General features: G+C 71.3%; 21 protein-coding genes. 11 read left to right on the top strand and 10 right to left on the bottom strand.

From position 1 onward, the window contains the following. Positions 1-45: 45 nt before the first annotated feature. From serC to Q1A98_RS14995, 3 genes are all read left to right on the top strand, one after another. Positions 46-1,191, top strand: a complete 1,146-nt coding sequence (serC, locus tag Q1A98_RS15005; protein WP_299575019.1) for a phosphoserine transaminase — start codon at positions 46-48, stop codon at positions 1,189-1,191. A gap of 115 nt (positions 1,192-1,306) precedes the next feature. After that, positions 1,307-2,338, top strand: a complete 1,032-nt coding sequence (gene sepH / locus Q1A98_RS15000; protein WP_299575017.1) for a septation protein SepH — start codon at positions 1,307-1,309, stop codon at positions 2,336-2,338. Positions 2,339-2,359: 21 nt separating this feature from the next. Then, on the top strand, positions 2,360-3,145 hold the full coding sequence (locus Q1A98_RS14995) for a hypothetical protein (protein ID WP_299575015.1): 786 nt from the start codon (positions 2,360-2,362) through the stop codon (positions 3,143-3,145). A gap of 154 nt (positions 3,146-3,299) precedes the next feature. On the opposite strand, the gene Q1A98_RS14990 is transcribed toward Q1A98_RS14995, so the two are convergent. Next, positions 3,300-3,575, bottom strand: coding sequence for a DUF2537 domain-containing protein (locus Q1A98_RS14990; protein WP_299575013.1), 276 nt, complete (start codon positions 3,573-3,575; stop codon positions 3,300-3,302). A gap of 66 nt (positions 3,576-3,641) precedes the next feature. Here Q1A98_RS14990 and Q1A98_RS14985 point away from each other — a divergent pair, with 66 nt between their 5' ends. Further along, positions 3,642-5,057 carry an NAD(P)/FAD-dependent oxidoreductase gene (locus Q1A98_RS14985; RefSeq protein ID WP_299575011.1) on the top strand — a complete coding sequence of 472 codons (1,416 nt, stop codon included), beginning with the start codon at positions 3,642-3,644 and terminating at the stop codon, positions 5,055-5,057. A gap of 10 nt (positions 5,058-5,067) precedes the next feature. Here Q1A98_RS14985 and Q1A98_RS14980 read toward each other — a convergent pair whose 3' ends face one another. Both Q1A98_RS14980 and Q1A98_RS14975 read right to left on the bottom strand, forming a co-directional pair. Then, a complete protein-coding gene (locus Q1A98_RS14980; RefSeq protein ID WP_299575010.1) occupies positions 5,068-5,898 on the bottom strand; it encodes an RNA methyltransferase in 831 nt (276 codons plus the stop codon). A 242-nt stretch (positions 5,899-6,140) separates the two neighbouring features. Continuing rightward, positions 6,141-7,406 (bottom strand): MFS transporter, encoded by a 1,266-nt coding sequence (locus tag Q1A98_RS14975; protein ID WP_299575008.1) that lies wholly within the window; start codon positions 7,404-7,406, stop codon positions 6,141-6,143. 73 nt (positions 7,407-7,479) lie between these two features. On the opposite strand from Q1A98_RS14975, the gene Q1A98_RS14970 reads away from it, so the two are divergent. Both Q1A98_RS14970 and Q1A98_RS14965 read left to right on the top strand, forming a co-directional pair. Next, the gene (locus tag Q1A98_RS14970) at positions 7,480-8,703 is read left to right on the top strand and encodes a GNAT family N-acetyltransferase (RefSeq protein WP_299575006.1); all 1,224 of its coding nucleotides are present in this window, start codon (positions 7,480-7,482) and stop codon (positions 8,701-8,703) included. 7 nt (positions 8,704-8,710) lie between these two features. Next, complete coding sequence (locus Q1A98_RS14965; protein WP_299575004.1) at positions 8,711-9,352, top strand: maleylpyruvate isomerase family mycothiol-dependent enzyme; 642 nt, start codon at positions 8,711-8,713, stop codon at positions 9,350-9,352. Positions 9,353-9,462: 110 nt separating this feature from the next. On the opposite strand, the gene Q1A98_RS14960 is transcribed toward Q1A98_RS14965, so the two are convergent. From Q1A98_RS14960 to Q1A98_RS14950, 3 genes are all read right to left on the bottom strand, one after another. Further along, positions 9,463-10,722 carry an MFS transporter gene (locus Q1A98_RS14960; protein WP_299575376.1) on the bottom strand — a complete coding sequence of 420 codons (1,260 nt, stop codon included), beginning with the start codon at positions 10,720-10,722 and terminating at the stop codon, positions 9,463-9,465. An 87-nt stretch (positions 10,723-10,809) separates the two neighbouring features. Further along, a complete protein-coding gene (locus Q1A98_RS14955; RefSeq protein WP_299575002.1) occupies positions 10,810-11,241 on the bottom strand; it encodes a MarR family transcriptional regulator in 432 nt (143 codons plus the stop codon). Positions 11,242-11,346: 105 nt separating this feature from the next. Next, positions 11,347-12,831: an NCS2 family permease gene (locus tag Q1A98_RS14950; protein ID WP_299575375.1), complete on the bottom strand. Its 1,485-nt coding sequence runs from the start codon at positions 12,829-12,831 to the stop codon at positions 11,347-11,349. A gap of 117 nt (positions 12,832-12,948) precedes the next feature. Here Q1A98_RS14950 and Q1A98_RS14945 point away from each other — a divergent pair, with 117 nt between their 5' ends. Continuing rightward, entirely contained in the window at positions 12,949-13,230 is a 282-nt protein-coding gene (locus Q1A98_RS14945; protein ID WP_299575001.1) for a DUF2530 domain-containing protein, read from the top strand. Here Q1A98_RS14945 and Q1A98_RS14940 read toward each other — a convergent pair. The 3 genes from Q1A98_RS14940 to Q1A98_RS14930 are packed head-to-tail and all read right to left on the bottom strand — an operon-like array spanning position 13,169 to position 17,312. Then, positions 13,169-13,753 carry a phosphatase PAP2 family protein gene (locus tag Q1A98_RS14940; RefSeq protein WP_299574999.1) on the bottom strand — a complete coding sequence of 195 codons (585 nt, stop codon included), beginning with the start codon at positions 13,751-13,753 and terminating at the stop codon, positions 13,169-13,171. The genes Q1A98_RS14945 and Q1A98_RS14940 overlap by 62 nt on opposite strands. After that, the gene (locus tag Q1A98_RS14935) at positions 13,750-16,509 is read right to left on the bottom strand and encodes a hypothetical protein (RefSeq protein ID WP_299574997.1); all 2,760 of its coding nucleotides are present in this window, start codon (positions 16,507-16,509) and stop codon (positions 13,750-13,752) included. Before Q1A98_RS14935 ends, Q1A98_RS14940 begins: the two co-directional genes overlap by 4 nt. A gap of 11 nt (positions 16,510-16,520) precedes the next feature. After that, positions 16,521-17,312, bottom strand: coding sequence for a DUF3027 domain-containing protein (locus Q1A98_RS14930; protein ID WP_299575374.1), 792 nt, complete (start codon positions 17,310-17,312; stop codon positions 16,521-16,523). Between the two features lie 363 nt (positions 17,313-17,675). Between Q1A98_RS14930 and Q1A98_RS14925 the strand changes: the two genes are divergently transcribed. Together Q1A98_RS14925 and Q1A98_RS14920 are read left to right on the top strand one after the other, a co-directional pair. Then, positions 17,676-19,445, top strand: a complete 1,770-nt coding sequence (locus tag Q1A98_RS14925) for an MFS transporter (RefSeq protein ID WP_299575372.1) — start codon at positions 17,676-17,678, stop codon at positions 19,443-19,445. Next, positions 19,433-19,972: a DUF2771 family protein gene (locus Q1A98_RS14920; RefSeq protein WP_299574995.1), complete on the top strand. Its 540-nt coding sequence runs from the start codon at positions 19,433-19,435 to the stop codon at positions 19,970-19,972. The genes Q1A98_RS14925 and Q1A98_RS14920 overlap by 13 nt, the downstream gene beginning before the upstream one ends. 23 nt (positions 19,973-19,995) lie before the next feature. Here the strand turns inward: Q1A98_RS14920 and Q1A98_RS14915 are convergent, their stop codons facing one another. Beyond that, positions 19,996-20,409 (bottom strand): cold-shock protein, encoded by a 414-nt coding sequence (locus Q1A98_RS14915; protein ID WP_299574993.1) that lies wholly within the window; start codon positions 20,407-20,409, stop codon positions 19,996-19,998. Positions 20,410-20,609: 200 nt separating this feature from the next. On the opposite strand from Q1A98_RS14915, the gene Q1A98_RS14910 reads away from it, so the two are divergent. Together Q1A98_RS14910 and Q1A98_RS14905 are read left to right on the top strand one after the other, a co-directional pair. Beyond that, complete coding sequence (locus Q1A98_RS14910) at positions 20,610-20,858, top strand: hypothetical protein (RefSeq protein ID WP_299574991.1); 249 nt, start codon at positions 20,610-20,612, stop codon at positions 20,856-20,858. Then, positions 20,855-21,388, top strand: a complete 534-nt coding sequence (locus Q1A98_RS14905) for a flavin reductase family protein (protein WP_299574989.1) — start codon at positions 20,855-20,857, stop codon at positions 21,386-21,388. Before Q1A98_RS14910 ends, Q1A98_RS14905 begins: the two co-directional genes overlap by 4 nt. Positions 21,389-21,392: the final 4 nt, after the last annotated feature.

The following is a 21,392-nucleotide window of genomic DNA, read 5'->3' as shown; positions in this document are numbered from 1 at the left end:
GGACGGGAAGGGGACGCCCACACACGCCCCTCTACGATCGTGACCATGAGCGACACCACGACGGCGCAGATCACCATCCCCGCCGATCTCCTGCCCGCCGACGGCCGATTCGGTTGCGGGCCATCGAAGGTCCGCCCCGAACAGCTGCAGTCGCTCGTCGACACCGGCGCCTCCGTCTTCGGCACCAGCCACCGCCAGAAGCCGGTGAAGAACGTCGTCGGACGCATCCGCGCCGGCCTGGCCGACCTGTTCTCGCTGCCCGAGGGCTACGAGGTGGTCCTGTCGAACGGCGGCAGCACCGCGTTCTGGGACGCCGCCGCGCTCGGACTGGTGGAGAAGAAGTCGCTGCACCTGACCTACGGCGAGTTCTCGTCGAAGTTCGCCTCGGTGACCAAGAAGGCCCCCTTCCTCGACGACCCGACGGTGATCTCCACCGATCCGGGCACCGCGCCGAGCCCGTCGGACATCACCGCCGAGCAGACCGCCGACGTCGACCTCGTCGGGTGGGCCCACAACGAGACCTCGACCGGCGTCGCCGTGCCGGTGTCGCGTCCCGCTGCCGCCGGTGACGCCCTGATCGCCATCGACGCCACCTCCGGCGCCGGCGGCCTGCCGGTGAACGTCGCCGACACCGACGCCTACTACTTCGCGCCGCAGAAGTGCTTCGCCTCCGACGGCGGGATCTGGGTCGCCCTGATGAGCCCGGCGGCGCTCGAGCGCGTCGCGCGCATCGGTGCCACCGACCGCTGGGTGCCGGAGTTCCTGTCGCTGCCGACCGCCGTCGACAACAGCAGCAAGGACCAGACCTACAACACCCCGGCTGTCGCGTCGCTGCTGTTGTTCGCGAACCAGATCGACTGGATGCTCGCCCAGGGCGGCCTCGACTGGTGCGTCGCGCGCACGGCCGACAGCAGCTCGCGCCTCTACGAATGGGCCGAGAAGAGCGAGTTCGCCCGGCCGTTCGTCACCGACCCGGCGTTGCGCAGCCAGGTCGTCGGGACCATCGACTTCGACGACTCCGTCGACGCCGCGGCCGTCGCGAAGACGTTGCGCGCCAACGGCGTCGTCGACACCGAGCCGTACCGGAAGCTGGGCCGCAACCAGCTCCGCATCGGCATGTTCCCGGCCATCGAGCCCGACGACGTCACCGCGCTCACGCAGTGCATCGACCACGTCGTCGCCGCTCTCTGACCGACCGCCGCTGCGGGTCCACCCCGTGCATCCGACCTGCGTGTCGGGCCCGCGCGGGGTGTGCGCTGCACTAGAGTCGGCAGAACCCCCAACTCTGGTGTGGTGAGGAGGGCAGATGCGCGAACTGCGTGTCATCGGCGTCGACGCCGAGAGTGGTTCGGTGATCTGCCGCGACCCCGTCTCCGGTGAGGAGTTCACCGTCCCGGCGGACGATCGGCTCCGCGCCGCACTCCGTGGCGACATCTCCCGCATCGGTCAGATCGAGATCGAGATGGAGAGCGCCCTGCGGCCGCGCGAGATCCAGGCCCGCATCCGCTCCGGCGCCTCGGTCGCACAGGTCGCGGCCGCCGCCGGGGTCTCCGTCGACAAGATCGATCGCTTCGCGCACCCGGTGCTTCTCGAGCGCTCCCGCGCCACCGAGATGGCGGCGTCGTCGCACCCGATCCGCATCGACGGTCCCGCGCTGTCCACGCTCGGCGAGGTGGTCGCGGCGGCGCTCGGAGCCCGCGGACACGACCCCGACAACACCGCCTGGGACGCCTGGAAGGGCGACGACAACCGGTGGATCGTGCAGGTCGCCTGGCGCGTCGGCCGATCGGAGAACCGTGCGCACTGGCGTTTCCTGCCGGGGTCCAGCGGGGGCACCACCGAGCCGCTCGACGAGATGGCCGACGAACTCACCGACGCCGACCTCACGCGTCCCCTCAGCGGATCCGGGTCCGTCGTCTCGTTCGCGACGCCACCCACCGCACGCCCGTCCGGCCGCCCGACACCCGTCGCCGACGAGGTCACCGTCGGCGCCGACGACCTCATCCACGCCCAGCGATCCCGGTCGCGACACGTCGACGCCGAGACGGCGATCGACGCCCCGGAGCCCGAGGTGGCCAGTGCCGCAGCCGATCCCGTCGCCGCCCGCGCCACCGACACGATCGAGGACCTCGAGGCCGCCGACTTCGATCCCGACGACGTCCCCACCCGCCGGGACCCGGGAGCCGACGAGTCCACCGCCGCAACGGACGACGACCCGGCGGCGACGACCCCTGACACCTCGACCCCTGCGCGCAGGCCGCGCAAGGCCTCGCGGAAGCCGGCCGTACCCGCGTGGGAAGATGTCCTTCTCGGGGTGCGCAGCAACGGCAGCCAGTAGGACACGACCGGAAGGGTTGGTGTGGGAGCGAACGCGGGGATGCTCTGGTTCGTCGACAGCGATGACCCGATCGCCGACCTGCGGTTCGGTGTCCGTAACGATCCCGAGGCCGCAGCACATCTGGCGCGGGCCGTCGTCGGCGACTCCGTCCTGGTCCCGCGCGGCGAGACCACCCTCGACCGTGCCGCCGCCGGTGGCGACGACGAGGTCGCGGTCGGCTCGTTCGGCCGGATCGCGGTGGTCGTCGGCGCACCCGTCGCGACCGATCACCCGTCGCACCTGCCCGACTCGGTGATCGCCGCGCGTCCCGCCCAGGTCGTCCACCTCATCGTCACCGACATCGAACGGTCCTTCGGGGCCTTCGCGTCGTGGGAGAACGGCACGCTCCGACGGTCGTTCGCGTCGAACCCGGTCGACATCGCCGAGAACATCGGACTGCCGTACGTGTTCGAGCGGGAATTCTGGGCCGGCGAACGGCCCCTGCGCTACAGCGAGGGCGCGATGCCCGACCCCCAGGCACTTCCGTTCCACCCCACCGAGTTCGCCGACCAGGCGTCGACGAACTGGGTGGGTCTCCGCCTCACGCCGCCGTTCGGCCCGGACGTCATCTCCCCCGAGGCGATCACCGTGTCGCGCTTCGCGATCCGGCCCCCTGGTCATCAACCGACCGCCGACGACCTGCGCGATCCACACCGCGCGGAGACCCGGAATCCCGAGCCGGCCCACGACGCCGAGCAGACCGAGGACGGCGAGGACGTGTCCGCGCCGACGAAGGTCGCGCGGTGGTTCGGTTTCGGGCGACGCTGACCCGACGCGAGGAACCGGGGCGGCGCCGGCGGCGTACTGCTGCCGGCACCGACCCTGATCGCCGAAGTCGTCACACCCCACGAGTTCTGCGGCGACGTCGGCAGTGCACCGATTATAAATTCGACCGGCTAACGATCGTCAAGCGTGGGTGTGGTCACCGTTCGGCGGCGAGCGCGGTCGCGATCACCAGTCCGATGACCAGGCCGACGAGAGCGCCGGAGCCGATCCAGCGCAGTACCGGTCGCCGTCGCCACACCCAGGCCGACGGTCCCAGACCGCCACACACGACGACGACCGCGAGGACCCCGAGGAGTCGGCCCGCCTCGGCGACGACGCTGTAGACGCCTCCGACCGTGCCGGCGACGACGACAGCGCACACGGCGGCCAGCGTGATGCCCGGTCCCCACGGCGTCGGCTCGGCGGCGGTCATCGGTCCATTCTCGCGCCGGACTCCGACCGGCCGGGGACGACGTGCCGGTCGGCTACCGTCGAGATCATGACCACCGCCGTCGTCGTCGGATCCGGCCCGAACGGGCTGGCCGCCGCCGTGCACCTCGCGCGGTCGGGCGTGTCGGTGACCGTCCTGGAGGCGGCGGACTCGATCGGCGGCGGCACACGGTCGGGTGAGCTGACACTCCCGGGCCTGATCCACGATCACTGCTCCGGTTTCCACCCGCTCGGCGTCGGGTCACCGTTCCTCGCCGGGCTCGATCTCGAGCGGTACGGGTTGCTCTGGGACCACGCCCCGGTCGACTGCGCCCATCCACTCGACGACGGCACCGCGGCGCTGCTGTACCGGTCGATCGACGCGACGGTCGACGGTCTCGGCCGCGACGGCGCCCGGTGGCGGGCCCTCGTCGGTCCGCTGGCCTCCCGCTTCGACGACCTGGCGGCCGAGGTCATGCGCCCGATCGCGCACATGCCGCGGCATCTGCTCGCCCTCGCGACACTGGGTCCGCGCGCGCTGCCACCCGCCACGGTGACCATGCGACTGTTCGGTACCCCGCAGGGCCGCGCCGCCTTCGCGGGTGCCGCCGCCCATGCCTACACGCGTCTGGACCGACCACTCACGTCCGCGGTCGGGTTGATGCTCGCCGCGTCGGGCCACCGGTTCGGCTGGCCGGTGGCCCGCGGTGGGTCGGCGTCGATCACCACCGCACTCGCCGCCATGCTCACCGACCTCGGCGGTGTGATCGAGACCGGGCGCCACATCCGGTCCGCCGCGGAGATCCCGTCCGCCGACGTCGTGCTGCTCGACACCTCACCGCAGGTCGCGGTCGACATCTACGGCGACGCGCTTCCCCGTCGGATCCGGCGGTCCTACAACCGCTTTCGTCGCGCTCCGGGCGCGTTCAAGGTCGACTACGCCGTCGAGGGGGCCGTCCCCTGGATCGCCGAGGGCGTCGCGGCCGCGGGCACGGTGCACGTCTGCGGCGACGCCGACGAGGTCGTCGCGGCGGAACGTCAGGTGGCGCAGGGCGTCATGCCGGAACGCCCGTTCCTCATCGTCGGGCAGCAGTACGTCGCCGACCCGACACGGTCGGCGGATGGGGTGAACCCCCTGTACGCGTATGCCCATGTGCCACATGGGTACACCGGCGACGCCACGGAGGCGATCACCGCCCAGATCGAGCGGTTCGCGCCCGGGTTCCGCGATCGGATCCGCGCGACCGCGGTGACCACGACGACCGAGTTCGCGCAGTCGAACCCGAACCTCGCCGGTGGCGACGTGATCGGCGGGTCCAACGGCGGACTGCAGGTGCTGCTGCGGCCGCGACCCGCGATCGACCCGTACGCGACCGGGATCGACGGCGTCTATCTGTGCTCGGCGTCGACCCCACCCGGCGCCGGCGCGCACGGCATGTGCGGCTACAACGCAGCCGAATCGGCGCTACGGCACCTGCACCGGTGATCGATGGTCGTCACCGGGCGGCGCGGGCGTAGAAAGCGATCGCCGCGGCGGTCGCGACGTTGAGGGAGTCGGTACCGCGCGCCATGGGGATCCGGGTCCGGACGTCTCCCGCTCGCATCGCCGTCTCGGACAGGCCTGGACCCTCGGCACCCACCATGAACGCGACGCGGTCGGCGTCGACGGCCTCGGCGAGGGGCACGGCGTCGGGGTCAGGGGTGAGCGACACGACGGTGAACCCGTTGTCGCGCAACGTGTGCAGGTCGCCCGGCCATTCGTCGGCCATCGCGAACGGCACCAGCAGCGCGTGGCCCATCGAGACCCGGACCGCACGACGGTAGAGCGGGTCCGCGCAGCCGCGACCGAAGACCACCGCGTCGACGCCGAGACCGGCGGCATTGCGGAAGATGCTGCCGATGTTCTCGTGGTCGTTGACGCCCTCGAGGACCGCCACCGTGCGCGCCCCGGCGACGACGGCGTCGAGGGACAGACGCTCGGGCCGGCGGGCGACGCCGAGCACGCCGCGATTCAGGTGGAATCCGACGACCTCGGCCATGACCTCGGCGGTCGCGCGGTAGAACGGCAGGCCGTCGACGGACGGGTCGCTGAGGTCGGCGTCGAGTTCGGCGCGCCGCTTCTCGACACCCAGGAAGGCGTGCGGGGTGAACCGCGACGCGATCATCCGCTGCACCACCAGCACACCCTCGGCGACGACGAGCCCGCGGCCCGGGCGGCCACCCGGCAGCACCGGCAGGTCGGGGCGGCGGTCGACGGAGTTCAGGTCGCGGAAGTCGTCGACGCGCGGGTCGTCAGGGTCGGCGATGTCGATGACGTCGACGGGCATCGCGTCAGTCTGCCCGACGAGTCCGGACCGCCCACTCGACGGTTCCTGCCGCCCACTCGACGGTTCCGGCCGCCCAACCGATGGTTCCTGCCGCCCAACGAACGGCGTCGCCCCGTTCGTTAGGCAGTTGGAGCCGTTCGTTGGGCAGTTGGAGCCGTTCGTTGGGCAGTTGGAGCCGTTCGTTGGGCAGTTGGAGCCGTTCGTTGGGCACTCGGAGCCCTTCGTTGGGCAGGCGGAGCAGTTCAGTGGGCGGGTGCGTCGGCCTTCTCGGCGTCGTCGTCGACGCGGGTCTGTTCACGCCACGCGAGGACGCCGGCCGTCAGCGCGAGCGCGGACACCACGCACGCGAACACGATGCCCGCGGTGCGCACCCCGACCGCCCGCGACAGCAGCCCCTCGGCGACTACCGGGATGCTGATGGCGATGTAGGTGATGACGAAGTACGCCGACGTGGTCGCCGCCTTGCGGTCGGCGGGGGCGCCGGTGGCGATCCCCGACAGCCCGCGCGCGAACGCGACGCCCTGACCGAACCCGCCGACGAGTCCGGCGGCCGCGAGCAGCGGCCAGTGCCCGGCGAGCAGGGTCGCGACGAGCAGCGCCATGCCGGCGATCATCATCGCGATCGCGACGACCTCGGAGATGCGGTCGTCGAGGGCGCGGCCGGCGATCTGACCGGCCAGTGAGCCGCCCATCACCGCGGCGACGAGCAGCGCCTGGCCGATCACGGAGTCGACCCCGGCGAACCGCGACGCGATCGTCGGTGCGAGCGCCGTGAACAGGCCCATCACCGCGAAGCCGGCGAAGCCCAGGATCGCGGCCCGGATGAAGAAGGCGCGGATCTCGGCGGGCACGGTCAGCGGCATGAATCCGAGCTTCTCGTCGCGGTGCCGACCGCGGGTCTCCGGCACGGCGACGACGATGAGCGCCGCGATCACCATCAGTCCGAGATGCACCCAGTACGTGGTGCGCAGCGGACTCGGTGCCCACGTGACCAGCAGCGACGCGACGATCGGGCCCATGCCGAGCCCGCCGATCGTGGCCAGGCTGGCCAGCAGCGGCGCGCGGGAGGACAACCGACCCTGCGCCATCTCGATGATCGCGACCGACGCCGTGCCGACGAACACACCCGCCGACAGCCCGGACACGACGCGCGCCACCAGGAGGACGGCGGTGTCGTCCGCGAGCAGGAAGACGACGTCACTGGCGGCGGCGAAGAAGACGCCGAGCGCCAGGACGGGGCGACGACCCAGGACGTCGGACCAGGTGCCGAACGCGAGAAGTGCCGCGAGGACGCCGACCGCGTACATGGCGTAGACGACGGTCACCGTGAGCAGCGAGAACCCGAAAGCGCGTTCGTAGTCGGCGTACAGCGGCGTGGGCATCGTCGTGCCGACCATCACGGTCGCCAACACGACCATCAGGCCGACGGTCTGCGGGGCGCGGCTCCCGGGGTCCGTCGCCGTGGCGGCGGAGGTGGTGGCGGAGGACATGTGGATATACAAGCTCATCGGGGCTCTCGGCCATTCCGTGTGGTCAGCAGCGGTACCAGGACGGATTCGTCACACCCGATAGGTTGTGACGGTGACCGACTCCGAACTCGTCCTGCGCCGGGCGCACGACGACGACTGGCCCGCGATCATCGCCGCCGACGCTCGCGCGTTCGCGTTCATCCATCCCCTCGACGCCGAGGCCGAGGCCGACATCCGCAGCAAGCTGCGGGACGGCGACGTCGTCGTGGTCTACGACGAGTCCGGTCCGGTGGGGCCGGTGCTGGCCGGCGTCGCGATGTTCTACCGGATGACGTTGACGCTGCCGGGTGGCGCGCGCATCGAACTGCCGGGGCTCTCGTGGGTCTCGGTGGCGGCGACGCACCGCCGCCGGGGCATCCTGCGGCGGATGATCACCGAACTGTTCGACCAGTGGGAGCAGGAGAAGTCGGTCTTCTCGATCCTCACCGCCAGCGAGGCGACCATCTACGAGCGGTTCGGTTACGGACCGGCGTGTTTCGAGCAGAAGGCCGAGATCGACCTGTCGAAGGCCGAGCTGCGGGAACCACCTCCGTCGTGGACGCCCGTGCGCTTCGCGACCGCCGAGCAGGTCCGCGAGCTCGTCCCCGATCTGCACGACCGGTGGGCCGCGATGAACCCGGGCGCGATCGTGCGGTCGCGGGTGTGGTGGAACATGATCTTCGCCGACCGGGAACTGCTGCGGGACGGGCAGAGTGCGCTGCACTACCTGGTGCACCCGGACGGGTACGCGAGCTATCGCATCAGCCACGAGGGCGGCACGGCGTCGGCCAACGTGTCGGAGTTCTTCGCCGTCACCGACGCCGCCCACACCGATCTCTGGCGCGTGCTGCTCGGTCTCGATCTCATCCCGACGATCCACGTCTCGATGCCCGTCGACGACCCGCTTCCCATGAAGCTGACGAACCTGCGGGCACCGAAGATGACCGCACTGTCGGACTCGATGTGGTTGCGCATCATCGACATCCCCGCCGCGCTCGAGGCACGCACCTACTCCGAGGACGTCGACGCCGTCCTCGAGATCATCGACCAGTTCCGCGGCAACGGTGGACGTTTCGCGTTCACGGTGCGCGACGGTGTCGCCACCGTGTCGGTCACCGACGACCCGGCGACCGTGCGGATGGACGTGTCGGTGCTGTCGAGCATCTACCTCGGCGGCTACCGCGCGACGGAGTTCGCGGCCGCGAACCGGTTGTGGGCATCCGACCACTCCACACTGTGCGAACTCGATCAGGCGTTCCTCACCGATCGGAAGCCGTTCTCCGGCACGTTCTTCTAGGAGACCCATGGACGACGCACAGATCTTCGACGCGATCGCGGACGAACGTCGGGCGCTCGCCGATGTGCTCGACGGCCTCGACGACGCGCAGTGGGCGACGCAGTCACTGTGCGGTGAATGGGACGTGCGGGGTGTCGCCGCACACCTGCTCGCTCCCACCGTCACGGGGATCCCCGAGATCGTCTGGCTGGTGTTGCGAGCACGGGGGGACTTCGAGAAGTCGAACGTGGCACTGACCGCCCGCGTCGTGCGGCGGTACGGACACGAGCTCCCACAGATGCTGCGCGACAACGCGCATCACCGGTTCACTCCGCCGGGAACCGGACCGATCGCACCCCTCACGGACCTGCTGATACACGGGCAGGACATCCGCCGACCGCTGCGCATCGAACGCTCTGTCGACGCCGACCGCCGGCGCGCCGCACTCGACTTCCTGAACTCCCCCAAGTCACGTCGGGGATTCGCGCCGCTGACCGTCCCGGTCCGCTGGGTCGCCGAGGACGTCGACTGGTCGTCGGGTCCCGACGACGGACGTCCGACGGTCTCCGGCCCCGCGGAGGCAGTGATGCTCTCGCTCACCCGTCGTGCCGTCGCCGTCGACGACCTGTCGGGCGACGGCGTCGACGTCGTGCGCGCAGCACTGCGCTGACCGGATCGGTCCACTCGGCGGGGAGTTTCGGCACGGTCGGCGGCCAGTTTTGGCCCACTCGACGGGATCTACCGCACGGTCGACGGGATCTGACGCACGCTCGGCGGCGCTCAGCGGGTGACACCGACCTCGGCGGTCGCGTCGGGGGTCATCACCGCGTCGTCGGCCGCCTGCACCCGGCGTCGCGCGGCCGCGCCGAACACCACGGCCGCGATCACCGCCGACACGGCGCTGACGGCACCGCCGACGACGAGCGGCGCGCGAGGGTCGGTGACCTGGGCGAGCCACCCGAGCAGCGGGCTGCCCAGTGGCGTCCCACCGAGGAACGCCAGCATGTAGACGCCCATCACCCGGCCGCGCATCGTCGAATCCACGGACAGTTGAACGATGTTCATCGCCGTGGTGCTGAACGTCAGCTGCGCGGCACCGACGGGGACGAGCAGGATCGCCACCAGCGCGAAGCTCGGCATGAGTCCGGCGACCACCTCGAGGACACCGAAGGCGAGGGCGGCGATCATCAACTGCCGCACCCGCGCGGGGCGGTTCCGGCGGGCGGCCATCGTGGCCCCGGCCAGGGTCCCGACAGCGAGCACCGTCGACAGCAAGCCGTACCCGCCGGCCGATCCCGCGAAGGTGTTCTTCGTCAGCAACGCCAGGGACAGGGGGAAGTTCAGCCCGAAGGTCGACACGAAGAACACCGTCGTGAACAGCGCGACCAGATGCGGACGGGCGCGGATGTACCGCAGCCCGTCCACCACCGAGCCCCGGCCCCGCGCCTTCTCGCTGCGGTGCAGTTCCCCCGTGCGCATCATCAGCAGACCGGTGAGCACCGCGACGAACGTCGCCGTGTTCACCAGGAACACCGGTCCGGTGCCGATCACCGTGATGAGCACGCCCGCGATCGCCGGCCCGATGATGCGGGCGGTGTTGAACGTCATCGAGTTCAGCGCCACCGCGTTCGGCAGGTGCTCGGGCCCGACCATCTCGACGGTGAAGGACTGACGGATCGGCGCGTCGACCGCCGAGATGCAGCCGAGCGCCAACGACATCGCATACACGAGACCGAGGGTGGCGACGCCGAGGGTGTCGGTGACACCGAGGACGAGTGCGCACACCGCCATGCCGATCTGGGTCAGCACGAGGAGCTTGCGCTTGTCGAAGCGGTCGGCCAGCGCGCCCGCGGGCATCGACAGCACCGCGGTCGGACCGAACTGCAGTGCCATCACGATGCCGATGGCGATGCCGCTGTTGCCGGACAGGTGCAGCACCAACCAGTCCTGGGCGATGCGCTGCATCCACGTCCCGACGAGCGACACGACCTGGCCGCCGGCCCAGAGACGATAGTTCCGTACCCCGAGGGACGAGAACATCGTGGGCAGCGGCACTCGAACGATGGTAACCGCCGCTAATGAGGAATGCCGCAGCCGTTCCCGGGGGTCAGTCGGTGCGGGGGTCGGTCAGTCGTCACCGGCGACGATGCCGGACATGATGTCGACCGCGCTGCGCAGGGTGGTGAGGTCGTCGGCGCCGAGCTTCTCGAGCTGACCGCGCAGCCACGCCTCGCGGGCGTGGGTCTCGTCGGCGATCACCTTCTGTCCCAGATCGGACAGGGTGACGATGATCTGGCGTCCGTCGGTGGGGTGCGGGTCGCGCTTCACCATCCCGAGGTCGGCGAGGGAGGCGATGACGCGGGTCATCGACGGCGGCTGCACACGCTCCTGCGCAGCCATCGCGCCCGGGGTCATCGGCCCCTGCTGGGAGAGGGTGTTCAGTGCGGAGAGCTGGGTCAGCGACACGGTCGACGCCGCGCGGCGCCCGCGCAGATGCCTGGCCAGGCGGACCACTGCCAGCGACAAGTCGCTGGCCAGATTGTCGTCTTTACCGCTCACGCGCCTAACAATAGGACACCGCAACTCGAATGCACGACAAACTACGTGTGTGAACACGCCGGTGGCGACGCCGCGGCGTGTCGTGTCCGTCGCACGGACGACACGTCAGGAGTCGATCAGCGACTCGATCGGGCCTTTCGCGAAATACAGGACGAACAGGACAGCCACCACCCACAACAGCGGATGCACTGTCTTGAACTTCCCGCGGGCCGTCGCGAGCACCACCCAGCTGATGAACCCGACACCGATCCCGTTGGCGATCGAGTAGGTGAACGGCATCACCACGATGGTGAGGAAGCACGGGAGGGCGACCTCGAACCGCGTGAGGTCGATGTGCCGGATCTGGGCGATCATCAACGCGCCCACCACGACCAGCGCCGGGGCAGCCGCCTCCAGCGGGACGATCGAGTACAGCGGCGTGAAGAACATCGCGACGAGGAACAGCGCACCGGTGACGATGTTCGCCAGGCCGGTGCGCGCGCCTTCCGCGATGCCGGATGCCGACTCGACGAAGACGGTGTTCGACGACGACGACGCGGCGCCACCGACGATCGCGCCCGCGCCCTCCACCGCGAGCGCGCGGCCGATGTTCGGGAGGTTGCCGTCGGAGTCGGCGAGACCGGCCTCGCGGCCCAGCCCGGTCATCGTCCCCATCGCGTCGAAGAAGTTCGACAGCACCAGGGTGAACACGAACACCGACGCCGACAGGACGCCGATGCGCACGAAGGCCCCGAACAGGTCGACGTCGCCCACGAGCGACAGGTCCGGCAGATCACCGACCGCCTTCGGCCACTCGGGGATGTTGAGACTCCACCCCGACCTGCCGTTGCCCGAGGCGGGGAGATCGGCGAACGCCTGCACGATCACCGCGATGATCGTCGTGACGACGATGCCGATGAGCAGGCCGCCGCGGACCCTCCGGACCACGAGCACACCCATGATGAGGACGCCGAGGACGAAGATCAGCGTCGGCAGCGTGGTGATCGAGTTGCCGTTGCCGAGGCCCACCGGGACGGTGGTGCCCGCCGCGTCGGGGACGCGCGTGACGAAGCCCGCGTCGACGAGTCCGATGAACGCGATGAAGCAGCCGATCCCTGCGGCGATGGACGCCTTGAGTTCCGTGGGGATGGCGGTGAAGACCCGCGTCCGCAGTCCGGTCACGGCGAGCAGCACGATGATGATCCCGTCGATGACCACGAGGCCCATCGCCTCGGGCCAGGTGACCTGCGGGGCGATGCTCACCGCGAGAAGGCTGTTGATGCCCAGTCCGGTGGCGATGGCGAACGGGTAGTTGGCGATCGCCCCGAACAGGATCGACATGATGCCGGCGACGAGCGCGGTCACCGCGGCGACGGCGGCGATCGGGAGGACGTTGCCGACGACGTCGGCGTTGCGTTCGCTGCCCGCGACGCCGCCGATGATGATCGGGTTCAGGACCACGATGTAGGCCATCGTGAAGAAGGTGACGAGCCCGCCGCGGATCTCCTGACCGAACGACGAACTGCGTTCGGTGATGCGGAAATAGCGGTCCAGCCGGCCGCGGACACCGTCGGGCGTCTGGGCGGGGGTCTCGTCGGTGCTCGTCGTCAGCTTGTCGAGTTCCCCAGAGTCGGGTTCGCCGGACACGCCTACCTCCTCGCCTCCCTCTCGGAGGCAACCGGGGGCGGACGTTGTCCACCCGTCGCGGGGGACCTTACGCTGGCCGTCGTGAGCACGAGCGAGGGTCCGCAGACCACCGGTGCACCCGGCCCGGACGACCTGCCGCGCCTGCCGCAGTGGCTGGCCGAGCCGGCGAACGTCGTCTACGTCGGGATGGCCTGCTGGCTGGTCGCGACCGTGGTCGTCGCGGCGACCGGGCTCGGCACCACGTCGACACTCGTGAGCTGCCTCGTCGGACTCGCGGTGGGGCTGTTCGGCACCGCGGTGTTCACGGTGCAGCGCCGGGCGAGTCGACGGGGCGACCGCGCCGCGCAGCGCGGCCTCGACTGAGCACACCGCCGACGACCAACGCCACCACCACCCACAGCGCGCCGATCACCCATCCCGCGACCACGTCGGTGGTCCAGTGGACGCCGAGATAGACACGGCTGGCACCGATCAGCGCCGACGCGACAGGCGCGATCGCGAGCACTGCCCGGTGCCCGCGCACCCACGCCGACGTCCGCCACGCGGCGACGGCCACCAATCCCAGCACGATCGCGGACATCATCGCGTGGCCCGACGGGAACGAGTACGTGTCGATGGCGAGCACACGGAACCGTTCCGGCGGTCGCGGTCGCGCGACCCCGTACTTCAGGGCCTGCATCAGCAGCCACCCACTCGCCGAACCGAGCAGGACGGTCAGGGCGAGCCCGCGGTCGCGGCGCCACAGCACGACGGTCGCGACGATCGCGATCAGCGTCATCGCGGCCGTGTTGCCGACCGTGGTGATCACCCGGAACACGGTGGTCAGCCAGTCGACGCGGTGGTCGGCGACCCACTGCGTGACGTCGCGGTCGAATGCCGGGGTCATCGTCGGGTCTCCTGCCGCGTGAGGTGGTGGACCCCCGCGTCGTCGACCCACCAGTCGGCGGTCACGGTGCGACGGTCGCCGTCACGGACGACCTCGAGGCGCAGCTCGTCGTGCAGACGGACCTCCCCGGACGGGAGGTCGGTGCCGCGCGCGACGGCCGTCGCGATCGCCTCGGGGCTGTCGGACCAGGTCGAGGCGACACCGGGGTCGGTCGGGGTGACGCGCAACGCCTCCGAGGCGGTGGGGAGGTCGAGGACGGTCGCGAGGTCGCGGGCGGCGTCGGCGGTCACCGGCGGTGTGAGGACGACGGCGTCGGCCGACCCCACCACGGGAAGCATCCAGGGGAGGTCGACGACGATGCCGTCGGCGCTGGTGCGCCCGGTGATCGTGCGGACCCGGGTGGGCGGGTCGAGGCGGTCGAGGTCGAGGTCGGCGCGCCGCAGGGCCCGCACCAGCGCCGCGTGCGCCGTGGCGGCCACCCCCGGCGCGACGGGCCGGTCGGGGTCACCGAGGCGGTCGAGGACGAGCTCCGCGAGATCCGTGGTGGTGATCTCGGTGCCCGCGAAGACGCCCGCGACGGCGTCGGCGTCGGGGTGGTCTGCGACGTCGAGGAGACCGACGAACGTGGTGTCGTCGGGGGCACGGAGGTGGCCGAGCGGGACGCCGTCGAGCTGTGCGAACCGGCGCAGCCACCAGGCGGTGTAGCCGTCCCGGTCGGCGAGTGCGTCGCGACAGTTCTCCTGAGAGGCCAGCAGGCTCAACGCATCTCGCCACCGGTCGGGCTCGACGAGATCGAGGTCACGGACGGCGACCACCCGCTGCGGTTCGTCGACGCGGGTGTCCCACCACAGCTCCTCGTCGGGGAGGTCGTGGTCGGGGCCGACGGGCATCTCGTCGGTGACGACGGTGAACCCCCACCCGACGCCGATCCGCCGCACCACGTCCGGTCCCCACCGGTCGACGACGGCGTCGGCCACGACCCCGAACGGGGAGTCGTCGACCAGTACCCGACGCAGCGGGCTGTCGGGCAGCAGCAGTTCGTCGGCGGGACGATCCTCGCCGTCGTCGTCGAGCAGTGGCAGACCACCGAGCCACGGCGGGGTCGCGGCGTCGGGATCGGCCGCGACGAGTGCGAGGACCGCTTGTGCGACAGCGGGTTCCGGTTCACCGTTCGCAATGATCGCCTCGAGGGCGGGATCGGCGAGGACCTCGGACACCGTGACCCGTCGCGCACCCAACCGGTCGAGGAGAGGGTGGTCGGCGTCGGGGTGGACCGTGGCGACCCACGAGACCTCGACCTCCCCCAGGGCGGCCGCGACCTCCGGAGTCGGTGCGTCGATCACGACGAGTCCGCGAGCACCGACGGCCATCCGCCCGTCCGCGCGGGGCACGGGGACGGTCGCGACGGCCTCACGCACACGATCGTCGACGACGACGGACGAGAGCGCCTCGTACAGGTCGCGCCACCATGTCGGTGGTCGGTCGACGCCGGTCAGTGTGTCGCACAGCGCATCCCACGACAGTTCCCGCACACCGACGGACCGCAGCAGCGACAGTGCCGCCTGGTCGCCGAGCGCCGGGTGTCCGACACGGGCGTCCACCACGCCGTCGACGATGTCGGCGAGGATGTCGGTGAGCGCGGGTGGGGCACCCGGCACGACGACGGCGCGGTAAGGCGCCACGGTGTCACCGGTCGCGGTCGGCAGCCACGGACCGGTCGTCAGATCCGCGGTGACGGCCGCCCGCAGCTGCGCGTCGACGGGTCCGGCCGGGATGGTCGGGGACGGCACGACGGCCAGCCGGACCGCGGCGTCCAGCGCGAGGGCGAGGAGGTGGTATCCGCGTGCCACCGTTCCGATCTCGGCGGCCGGGTCAAGGGATCGTCGGTCCGGGGTCAGCGCGACGTCGGCAACGCACAGGGCGGGCAGCGTCACCTCGACGTCGGTCACCGTGGGCGCTCGCAAGCGCTCTCGTTCCAGGGGACGCGGGGCGTCGGACGTCCCCGGCATCAACCACCGGGAGCGGCCGGACGCGATCTGCACCCAGGAGGCGTCGCCGACCGTGAGGACGTCGTGCGCGGGATCCGCGACCGTCTCGACCTCGCGGCGGATGGTTCTGCCCTGCACGGTGATCGACTCGAGCGCGACCAGTTCGACGAGCAACATCGGCGCCTGGTCGGCCGCCACCGCCACGATCGTCGCGGCGTCGCCGCGCGGCGTCAGCACCACCTCGGTGTCGAAACCCTGTGCGGGTGGGGTCATGTCGGGCCAGGGCAGTCGCAGCAGCGGCGCGCCCGCGCGCGGGACGTCGATGCCCGCGTCGGCGAGTGCGTCGGCCGTGCGGGCGCGCGAGAACACCACTCCCCCGTGCCGCGATCGGATCGCGACCTCGTCGGCGACGGCCACCACGGCGCTGAACCCGACCCCGAAGCGTCCGACGATGTCGTCGCCGACCTTGGCCGAGACCCGGAGGGCAGCGAGGGATCGCACACCGTCCGCGGTGAGTGGGGCGCCGGTGTTCGCCAGGGACACCGTGCCGTCGCCGGCACTCGAGACGTCCAGTCGGCCGGGTGATCCGGCGATCCCCGCGGCGTCGGCGGCGTTGGCGGCGAGCTCGGTGACGACGCGATCGCGGTACCCAATGCGCGCCAGGTCGTCCTCGGCCGCGGCATCCTCGGCCAGCCGGGTGGGCGAGGCGGTCCAGGCGGCCAGGACCGCCGCCCGCAGCGACGCGGTGTCGAACGGGTCGGGCGTCACCGCCGGCGGCGTCAGTGGCGGCTGTCGGTGGCGACGGCGTGCGGGGCGACGACCTCGATGGCGCCGTCGTCGTAGGCGTCGTACGCGGGTGATCCCTCACCCGACGGCGCCACGGCGTCGGAGTGTGCGCCGCAGCCGTACTCGGCCGAGACGACGTGGCCGTCCGCGGCGTACCGGTTGGCGCAGACACCGAAGGCGACACGCAGGGCTCCGGCCAGCGGGAGGTAGAAACCGCATGTGCCGCACGAGAACCGGGTGGCCGATGCCATCTCGCTGTCCGGGCCGTGGTCGCCGGTGTACCAGCGCTCGGCGGCCTCGTCGCGACCCTCGCGGCTCAGGACACGGCGGCGGCCGAGTCCGAGCGCGAGGTGAGTGTCGGTGGCCTCGTCGAGCAGTCCCGTCGACTCGAGTTCGTCGGCGTCGACCTGGTTGGGGACGAGACGGGGATCCTCCGGCGGGGCGGCGAGGGTGTCGCCGGGACCGAGATCGCCGGGCGCGAGACGCTCCGCCCACGGCACCCACTCCGGTGCGGTGAGGGCGTCGTCGCCGGGGAGCAGCGCGACCTCGCTGACGGTGACGACGGGGTCACTGTCGGCGTCGTCGGTCGGGCAGGTCGCCAGCACCACGCACCAGACCCACCCCCGATAGCCCGGGAGGTCGGCAGAGAAGTGATGACTGACGGTGCACTCGCCCTCGACGACGGCGTCGAGGTGCTCGCCCACCGACGTCTCGCCGACGGCCACGGCCGCCTCTCGCGCGATGTCGACGGCGGCGGACACGACAGCCTCCAGATGCGCTCGCACCTCGGGGTCGATCGCGGGCCGCTCGGCGGCGGCGTCGCCGGACGAGTCGGCGTCGGCCGTGTCCGGCACAGCCGTCTCCGGGGCGGCAGACGCCGTGCCCGACGTGTCGTCGGCGGGCGGGGTCGTCTGCGAATCGGCGTCGGTCACGTCGGTGTCCACGCCCTCCAGTCTGCCGTATCCGCACCTCGTGGCACCCGTGCGGGTGCGTACGCGTCGAGGTCAGCGCGCCGCGTGGCACAGTGCGACCGGGCCGCGGGATAGGGAACAATGGTGCCGATGAACCGGCCAGGCGACCGACACGCGGGCGCACCCCGGCGCGCGCGTCTCGATCCGCGCGAGCGCCGCGGTGACGCGACCCGTCGGATGCCCGGTGCCCCACGGCGTCCCGAGGAACACCCCGGTGCCGTGAACTATCCCGTCGACGACGGTCGCGAGGTCCCGCCGCGCCGCGGCGGTCGGCCGCAGCCGCCGCCGGTCCCACCACGACGCGGCCCGTCGAAGCCGCCGCGGAGCGGCCCGTCGAAGGCCGACGCCTACCGACCGCCGCCGACGCGCAACCCCCACCTCGACCCGATCGACACACCCCGAGTCGACGATCCCGAGCCGCCCGGCCCGGTCGATCCCGACGGTCGCGCGATGCCGCGCAAGCTGACGGTGACGCGGGTCGCCGCGTTCCGTGGCCGCCAGCTGACCTCGAAGGGCGTCGGTCGCGTGCGCGCCGCGGCGACCGCCGACGGGGCGGACCGGTCGGGGCTGACCGCGCTGACGCTGCCGGTGGTCCTGAACTACGCGGTCGACGCGGCGATGACCGTCGCGCTGGCGAACACCCTGTTCTTCGCGGCCGCGAGCGCCGAGAGCAAGGGCAAGGTCGCCCTGTACCTCGCGTTGACGATCGCGCCGTTCGCGTTGATCGCCCCGTTGATCGGTCCCATGCTCGACAAGCTGCAGCGCGGTCGACGCATCGCGATGGCGACCACCTTCGGGCTGCGCGCCGTGCTGGCGCTGCTGATCATGGCCAACTCGGGGTGGGACTCGGCGTCGAACCAGCTCACCTACGACCCCTGGGTGCTCTACCCCTGCGCACTGGGCCTGCTGGTGCTCTCGAAGTCGTTCGGGGTGCTCAAGTCGGCGGTCACCCCGCGCGTGCTGCCCCCGTCGATCGACCTGGTGCGGGTGAACTCGCGACTGACGACCTGGGGGCTCGTCGCGGGCACCGTCATCGGTGGTGCGTTGGCGGCGTTGTTCGAGACCGCGCTGGGACGTGTTCTGCCGCTGCATCTCCCGGGCGCGTTCGTGCTGCTGCTGATCCTCGCCGCGATCGCGTCCTACGCGTGCATGCGCATCCCGTCGTGGGTCGAGTCGACCGCGGGCGAGATCCCCACGACGCTGACCTATCACGGTGAACCGCCGGCACCCGAGCCGGCACGCAAGTCGTTCACCCCTTCTGCCCTCGCCGCCACCATGCGGCAGCCGCTGGGCCGCCGGGTGCTGACCGGGCTGTGGGGCAACGGAACGATCCGGGTGCTCACCGGCTTCCTGACGCTGTACATCGCGTTCTACGCGAAGTCGAACCAGGGCAACCACTCCGGGTGGGTGCAGCTCGCGCTCATCGGGTCGGTCGGCGCCGCCGCCGGCATCGGCAACTTCGCCGGCAACGCCGCCGGCACCCGACTCGAGTTGCGGAACCCGCAGCGGATCGTCGTCGCGTCGACGGTGGCGAGCCTCGTGGTGTGTGTGCTCGCCGCGGTGTTCGGCTCGATCGTCGTGGCCGCCCTCGCCGCCCTCGTCGCGGCGGGCACCAGCGCGATCGGCAAGGTCTGCCTCGACTCGTCGATCCAGGACGACCTGCCCGACGAGTCGCGCGCCTCGGCGTTCGGCCGCTCGGAGTCGGTCATGCAGCTGTGCTGGGTCCTCGGTGCCGCACTCGGCGTGCTGCTGCCGCCGACCCTGTGGATCGGGTTCACCGTCGTCTCGGTCATCATGGCCGTCGGAGCCGTGCAGACGATCGTCACCGACCGTGGTGCGACGCTGATCCCCGGTCTCGGCGGACGCCGTCCGGACCAGGCCATGCCGACCGGGGGCATCCCGACGGGCACGCGCGGCGGACGGGAGGAGCGCACGTGGGCTCGCTGACGCGAGGCGAGAAGAAGTTCGGACTGGTCGCGGGGGCGGTGATCGTGGTCGCCGCACTCGTCGTGGTCGTCTCGGTGTACCTGCTCACCCGCGACGGGTTCGACGAGAGGCCCTACGTGCAGGCGACCACCGGGAAGAGCCTGATCACCGTCGAGCCGACGATCTACTGCGGCATCGACCTCAGCGACTGTCGGCAGGGCGAGCCCGGCACCTTCGCCAAGAAGCTCCCCGTTCCGGCCGGCCAGAGCGTGCTGGTGTCGGTGAGCAAGGAGATCGCGTCCGCACCGTGGGTCCTCACCCTCGAGTACCTGACCCCCCGCGGCTTCGAGCAGCGCCCGCCGCAGTTCTTCGGGCCGAACGAGAAGTTCTCGTTCACCGCACGGTCCACATCCGACGCGGTGCTCAGCACCATCGAGGTGCGGTTGCCGTCGAGTCGCGTCGACACCTCAGGGGCACCGATCACCCGCGCGTTCTGGTCGATCGGCACCCTGCCGCCGGGCACGAAGGTGCCGGCCGGCGCGTCCTGACCCTGGCCGGACGCGGCGTGGAGTCAGTGGTCGAGTTCGCGCGCGACCGCGCGGACGACCTCCGAGATGCGTTGCGCGGTCTTGCGATCGGGGTATCGCCCCTTGCGTAGGTCGGGCTGGACCTTCGCCTCGAGCAGCGTGATGAGATCGGCGACCATGCCGTGCAGCTCGTCGGGGGTGTGCCGCTTGGCGGCTTCGCGCGCGGCCTCGCGGTGGTTCTTCGCGACGCTCGGCGCGGGGTCGAGGACCGTCACCGACAGCGCCTGCGGGCCCCGACGGCCCGCGGCCATCCCGAACTCGACGCGCTGGCCGGGCTTGAGCGACTCCACGCCGGCGGGCAGCGCACCCGACCGGACGTAGACGTCCTCACCGTCGTCCTGGGAGAGGAACCCGAAGCCCTTCTCCGCGTCGTACCACTTCACCTTGCCGGTCGGCACCGTGTCACCTTCAACTCTGGTCGCTGGTGTCATGTCGCGAGTCGCATCATGACGAATGCGCCCACCGGAGGGGTGGAAGCCCCTCGGAGGACGCATCGGCCTCCCATTCTACCGCGCGCCGTCGGAAAGTCCGCACTCGTCACGACGTCGCCCGACCCCGCGAATGGCCGGGCCCCGCGCCGCTGATCTACCGTTTGAGCATGCGAGAACAGCCGAGCGACCGGCTCCTCCACGTCGCCCTCGCCTTCTTCGCGATCGGCCTCGTCGCCACGGTCACTATGTTCGCGGTGCCCGCCCTCGACGACGGCGTACGCGCCCCCGTCTGGGTGTACGCCGCGACCCTCGGACTGCCGATCGGGTTCGTCCTCGCGATCGTGTTCGCGCTCCGGTCCGGTCGTCGCCGGCCCGATCTGCACGGCGACGTCGACGACAGCCGGGGTGCGCGATGACCTTCCACGCTCTCGACGCACTGCAACCCGCGACCGACGGCACGGCCCTGCGCCGCGCCTACAGCTGTTTCCCGTCCGGCGTGGTCGGGGTGTGCGCACAGATCGACGGCGTGCCCGTCGGGATGGCCGCCAGCTCGTTCGCGACGGTGTCGCTGGAGCCCGCGCTGGTGTCGCTGTGCGTGCAACACACGTCGTCGACGTGGCCGCGACTCCGATCGGCACCGAGCCTGGGTCTGTCGGTCTTCGCCGCCGACCAGGAGTCGCTGTGCACGCGCCTCGCCGGTCCGGCCGAGCACCGGTTCGACGGGTTCACCCCGCTCGTCGCCGACACCGGGTCGGTGTTCGTGCCCGGCGCGGCCGCCGTCCTCGACTGCACCGTCTACAACGAGGTGCCCGCGGGGGACCACGTCCTGGTGCTGCTGCGGATCGACACGCTCGACGCCGATCCGTCGGTGGAGCCTCTGGTGTTCCACGCCAGCACCTTCCGTGCCCTGGAAGCCCGCTCGGAGACGTCTACGCTGGGGGGATGACCTC

The sequence above is a fragment of the uncultured Williamsia sp. genome, assembly GCF_947494875.1.
Lineage (GTDB): Bacteria > Actinomycetota > Actinomycetes > Mycobacteriales > Mycobacteriaceae > Williamsia_A.
This window is presented reverse-complemented; position numbering and strand designations above follow the sequence as displayed.